Source organism: Deinococcus pimensis DSM 21231, from assembly GCF_000519345.1.
GTDB lineage: Bacteria > Deinococcota > Deinococci > Deinococcales > Deinococcaceae > Deinococcus_A > Deinococcus_A pimensis.
On sequence record NZ_KI912633.1, the window covers coordinates 400,647 to 406,377 of the forward strand.

At 72.3% G+C, this 5,731-nt stretch carries 5 protein-coding genes; all 5 read right to left on the reverse strand.

Translation table 11 applies throughout. The annotated features are described in order from the left end of the window. Positions 1–487: response regulator (locus DEIPI_RS29165; protein ID WP_084474017.1), on the reverse strand; the 487-nt coding region annotated here is incomplete at its 3' end. Then, positions 477–2,939, reverse strand: coding sequence for a response regulator (locus tag DEIPI_RS29170; RefSeq protein ID WP_052351643.1), 2,463 nt, complete (start codon positions 2,937–2,939; stop codon positions 477–479). The genes DEIPI_RS29170 and DEIPI_RS29165, both read right to left, overlap by 11 nt. 183 nt (positions 2,940–3,122) lie before the next feature. After that, positions 3,123–3,485 (reverse strand): response regulator, encoded by a 363-nt coding sequence (locus DEIPI_RS0106830; protein ID WP_027481288.1) that lies wholly within the window; start codon positions 3,483–3,485, stop codon positions 3,123–3,125. Beyond that, on the reverse strand, positions 3,482–4,636 hold the full coding sequence (locus DEIPI_RS0106835) for a PP2C family protein-serine/threonine phosphatase (RefSeq protein WP_027481289.1): 1,155 nt from the start codon (positions 4,634–4,636) through the stop codon (positions 3,482–3,484). Before DEIPI_RS0106835 ends, DEIPI_RS0106830 begins: the two co-directional genes overlap by 4 nt. Positions 4,637–4,733: 97 nt before the next feature. Next, the coding region (locus DEIPI_RS29175) for a glycosyltransferase family 2 protein (RefSeq protein ID WP_211238255.1) at positions 4,734–5,731 on the reverse strand (998 nt) is incomplete at its 5' end.

Genomic DNA, 5,731 nt, shown 5'->3' on the forward strand with positions numbered 1-5,731 from the left:
CCCAGGCGCCGCGCAGCCGGGCGAGGCGGTCCCCGAGCCCCTGCTCGAACTGCCCGCGCAGCGCGCTCAGCTGCGCCTGGAAGTCACGCTCCTCGCGCGCCTCCACGTCCGCCTCCAGCAGGCTGCGGAGCTCGTCCGCGAGGCTCATCGGCTCGAAGGGCTTCGGGATCACGCCGATCGCGCCCATCGTCAGGTACTCGTCCACCTCGTGCCGCTGCACGCGCGCCGTCATGAACACCACCGGCACCTCCCGCGTCTCCGGACGCTCCCGCAGCGCCCGCAGCGTGTCGGGCCCGCTCATGCCGGGCATCATCACGTCGAGCAGCACGACGTCCGCGCGGAAGTCCGGCGCGGCCTCCAGCGCCTCGCGGCCCGACCCGCAGGCGAGCACCGTGAGGCCCCCGACGTCCTCCAGCGCGATCAGCGCGACCGCCTGGATGTCCGGGTCGTCCTCCACCAGCAGCACGCGCCTGAGCTCAGCGGGCACGCTCGCCTCCCCCGGCGCGCGCGCTTATCCCGATGAGGCTGCGGATGGTGCCGAGCAGTTCCTCGTTGCTGGTCCGGGACTTGATGAGGGCCGCCGTGACGCGCTCCACACCGGGCCGCGTGAGCTCCGCCGCCGAGAACACCAGCACCGGCACGGGCGGATGCTCCCGCCCCAGGTCCCCGACGAGGTCGAGGCCGTTGCCGTCGGGGAGGCTCACGTCGAGCAGCACGAGGTCGTAGTGCGTCTCGCGCAGGCGCGCGCGGGCCTCCGCGAGACTGCCCGCGTGGCGCGTCTCGGCGGTCCCGGCGAGCAGCTCGGACACGACGTGCCCGAGGTCAGGGTCGTCCTCGACGTGCAGCACGCGCGGCATCCCGCCCTGAGAGGAGCGGCGCGCGAAATCCAGCGCCCGCAGCAGCCGGGATCGGTCGATGGGCTTGTCGATCCAGTCGACGACGCTGATCGCGTCGCCGTTCGCGAGGCGGCGCTCCTCGTCCGCCCGGGCCGACACCACCACCACCGGCAGGTCCGCCGTGCGCGGGTCCTGCCGCAGTTCGCGCAGCAGCGTCAGGCCGTCCTTGCCGGGCAGCAGCAGGTCCAGGATCAGCGCGTCGTACGTCTGGGCCGCGAGCCGCCGCTCGGCCTCCTCCGCGCTGTGCACCACGTCCACGCGCAGGCCGCCCTGCTCCAGGATCATCCCGAGCAGCGCGCCCACGTCCTGATCGTCCTCGCACACGAGGACCGCCGGGCCCGCCGGAGCGGGCCCGGGCGCCGCCTCCTCGGGTGTGGCGGGCAGCGTGAAGAAGAAGACCGTGCCGCCCTCGGGGTGGTCCTCGAAGCCGACGGTGCCGCCGTGACGCTCCACGATGGCGCGGCTGATGCTCAGCCCCAGCCCCGTGCCGCCCTGCTGACGCGTGTCGCCCGAGTCGGCCTGCGCGAAGCGCTCGAAGATGCGCGAACGGAACTCCGCCGGGACGCCCGGGCCACGGTCGCGAACCGTCACGCGCGCCACCCCGCCCGAGAGCGTCGCGCCCACCGTGACGCCCGTGCCGCCCGGCGTGAACTTCACCGCGTTCGAGACGAGGTTCGTCAGGACCTGCGTGAGTCGGTCGCGGTCACCGCGCACGCTGACGCGCGGCAGGTCCGGCGCGAGCTCCAGGTCCACCCCGTAGCCCTGCGCGAAGCCGCGGTTGTCGTCCACCGCGCCGCTCAGCAGGTCCGGCAGGGACAGCGTCTCCACCTGGAACTCCAGCCGTCCGGACTCGATCTTCTCGATGTCGAGGATGTCGTTGATGAGCCGCACCAGCCGCTCGCTGTTGCTCAGCGCGATCTCCACGAGCTTCTTGCCGCGCGGCTGGAGCTCCCCGAGCATCCCGCTCGCGATGAGGCTCAGCGAACCCCGGATGCTCGTCAGCGGCGTGCGCAGCTCGTGACTGACGGTGGAGACGAACTCGTTCTTGAGCCGCTCCACGCGCTTGCGTTCCGTGATGTCGCGCGAGATGATCAGCACCTCGTCCGGCCCGGCGGGCATGAACCGCGACTCGAAGTCGCGCAGGCCGGGCCGGTCGGGCGTCACGAGGTCCATCTGCAGGCTGTACTCCGCGAAGGTCGGGCGGTCCTCGCGCAGGCTGTCGGACACGCCGCGCATCACGGTCATCGCGACGTCGGGCGGCAGCACGTCCGGGATGCGGTTCCCCACCATCGCGTTCACCCAGGCGGGATCGTCCACGTCGGCGGGCGGCTTGAACGCCCGGATGCGTCCGGTCGCGTCCGCGATCATCAGGATGTCCGGGAGCGCCTCGATGAGGGCGCGGTTGCGCGCCTCGCTCTCGCCGAGCGCCGACATGGAGCCGCGCAGGTTGCCCATGTTGCGGTGCAGCAGCAGGCCCGAGAGCACCATCAGCAGGATCGCGAGGGCGCTGCCCGACACCACCAGCGAGCGGCCCCGCTCCGCCGTCGCCTCGGCCCGCTCGTTCCGGAGCACCAGCAGGCGCGCCTGCAGGGCTTCGAGCGCGTCGAGCTCACGTTCCGCCCGGACCGCGCCGGACGACCGCCCGCCCGTGGTGCTGAGGTCCGTGATGGACTGTGCGTCCGCGAGCGCGGCCTCCACGGCGGGCCCGAGCCGCGCGACGATCGCGCGCGCCTCGGGCGCGACGACGAGCGCGCGGATGTCCTCCAGGGAGCGCCGCACCTGCGCCTCCGACGCGCGGGCCTCCGCGAGCAGCGTGGGATCGGCGGTGAAGCGGAAGAGCTCACGGGAGGTGGTGTTGCGGTCGAGCGCGGCGCGCGTGTCCGAGATGGCGGCGCGGATGCGGTACGTGCGCGTCACGAGGCCGTTGTCCTCGGTGAGCTGAACGTTGTTGCGGTAGCCCTGCCAGGCGACGAGGACGAGGATCAGCAGGGCGAACAGCACGCCGAGGATCACGTGACGGGTCGTGAGGGCAGCATCGGACATAGGGGGCTCCGTTCGCAGTGTAGGGAGCGGGAGCGGCCTGAGCGGACCGGTTCAAGCGAGGGTCAAGGCGCGCTTGAGGAGCGGTGAAGCGGGAAGGGAGCGGTCCGCGTCTTCGACGTGGCCGGGCGTGGCGGTCCGCGCTTTGGCTGCGTACGGACCCGAGCCTGGGACGTCCACGTGTCTCTACAACTCGAGGTGCGGACGCACGACTCTCAGCAGGTCCTGCCGGGAGAAGGGCTTGGTGATCACGTCCGCCGCGCCGAGCGCGCGGGCGCGGCGTTCGTCGTCCTCGTCGCCGCGTGACGTGAGGATCAGCACGGGCGGCCCTGAGCGCTCCCGGACGCGTTCGAGCAACGCGAACCCGTCGAGGACGGGCATCCCGAGGTCCGAGATGATGAGGCGCACGTCGGGCCGCTCGTCGAGCACGCCGAGGGCCGCCTCGCCGTCCCCGGCGGTGACGACCGTGCAGCCCGCGCGGGCGAGGACGTGCTCGATGAGGTGGCGGATGACGGGTTCGTCGTCCACGACGAGGACGGCCTGGGTCATGAGGGGAGGTCTCCGAGGTACTGCACGACGGCGAGGGTGAAGTCGTCCGTCACCTCCCAGGCTCGCACGGCGTCCGTGAGGACGCGGTGAAGTTCTCCCGGCTCGGTGTGTTCGGCGACGTGCGCCTCGATGCGGTGGACGCCGAAGAGCTCGCGCTCACCGTCCGGCGCGTTCCGCTCGGCCTCGCTGAGCCCGTCGGTGTACACGCACAGCAGTTCGCCGGGCCGCAGGCGGAACTCGCTGACGGGGTAGCGGTCGAGCGCGAAGGTCCCGAGCGGCGGCGCGTGCGCGGGCAGCGCGCGCACCTCGCCGTCCTCGTGACGCACGAGGACTGGCGGGTGCCCGAGGTTGACGTACTGCACGCGCCCGTCCGGGCAGAGCTTCAGGGCGGCGAGCGTGGTGAACATCCCGACCTCCTCCAGGTAGGGGTGCAGGGCCCGCGCGAGGGCCGCGCCGAGGTCGGCGTGCTCCACCGCGAGCGGCAGCGTGGAGACCAGCATGCCCGTGAAGAGCGCGGCGGGCACGCCCTTGCCGCTCACGTCCGCGATGACGAGCCACTCGCCCTGCGTGACGAGCAGGTCCCCGCCGACGTCCCGCGCGGGTTTGAGGGTGGACGCGACCGCGTAGCCGCGCGGGACCTTCAGGGTCGACGGAATCACCTGCCGCCAGACGTGCGCGGCGGTGCGGCGGTCGTGCGCCTCCACCTCGGCGCGCAGCCGTTCGGCGCGGGCCTCGAGCGCCTCCTCGGTGGAGGCGATGAGGTGCGCGAGGGTCTCCGCGAGCCGCACGTCCCCGGCGGTGAACGGCGTCGGCTTGCCCCAGAAGGCGACCCAGCCGTGCTCGAAGGGCACCGCGACGAGGTGCGGGGGCTCCCCCCCGGTGGGCCGCGACAGCGTGAAGGTGCGCGCGTCGGGGCGCGGCTGGGCGCGCAACCAGTGCGGGACGCGCGTCAGCCACGTGCCACCGACCGTGAGGGCGCTGCCCCGGGCGCCCATGACGTCCTGCGCCTCCTCCACGAGGCTGACGAGGTCGGCGGTGTGCGTGGCGCCCACCGCCCGCCGCACGGCGCGTTCCAGGAAGACGACCTGGTCGTACGCGTCGGCGAGGGCGGTCATGGTGGAGGCGACGAGGTCGTCGGGCGTGCCGGTCATATCGTCCTCCGAGAGGAGGGGTTCACATCCGAACTGTAGCAAAGGCGCCCCCGGGCCCGGTCTGACGAAAACTTCACATTCGGGAGGGCGGACGCCCCTACCCTTGCCCGGCGCCCACGCGTCCGTGCGTCTCGGCGCGCGTCACCACGGCGCCCTGCGCGACCTCCTCCTGCGGGGTGTCCTCCTCGGGCGGGCGGTGCGTGGCGGCCGTGACGACCACGCCGAGCATCACGAGGTCGTACAGCACCCACGCGATGTTGATCAGGATGGGCCACGCGTCGTCCGTCCTGCCCGACACGATCCGGTAGAGGCCGTAGAGCGCCGCCGCGACGAGCAGTCCCATCGTGGCGAGCTGCCACTTCACGAGCCCGAACTGCGGGCTGAAGGCCTGCCGCGTCTTGGGCGTCACGACGAACCCCAGCTTGCGTCCGAGGTACACGTTGCCGAACGCGCTCGTGACCGCCTGGATCCACAGCGGGAACAGCGCGAGGCTGTACTGCTGCCCGCGCCACGTGGGGCGGCCCCAACCCACCACGAGGAAGAGCAGCTGGTTGAACACCAGAAACGGCACGAGGTGGATGAAGAACTGGGACGAGTACGCCTTCACGGGCAGGATGCCGAAGAAGAGGTACAGCATGGGCGCCACGAGGTACACGAGCGCCACGAAGCCCGAGAAGTAGCTGTACATCGTCGCGAAGTACATCAGGCGCTGCCCGGTCCGCAGGCCCGGCACGAGCAGGGGGTTCTCGCGCAGCATCACCTGGATGGTGCCCTGCGCCCAGCGCAGGCGCTGCTGCAGGGACGTGCGCAGGTCCTCCGGGGCGAGGCCGAAGGCGAGCACCTCGTCGTGATAGACGGACTTCCAGCCCGAGCCGTGCAGACGCATGGCGGTCGCCATGTCCTCCGTGACGGAGACGGTGGACATCGGCATGAGGGGCTGCGCCTCGTCCTCGCGGTCGACGTCCACGGCGAGCAGCAGGTCACGGACCGCGCCGATCGCGGCGAGCGGGCTGGTGTCGCGTCCCGCGAGGGCGCGCGTGGCCTCCTCGTCGTCGAGCAGGGCGTCGAAGCTGCCGACGAGGTCGGCGCCGTCCA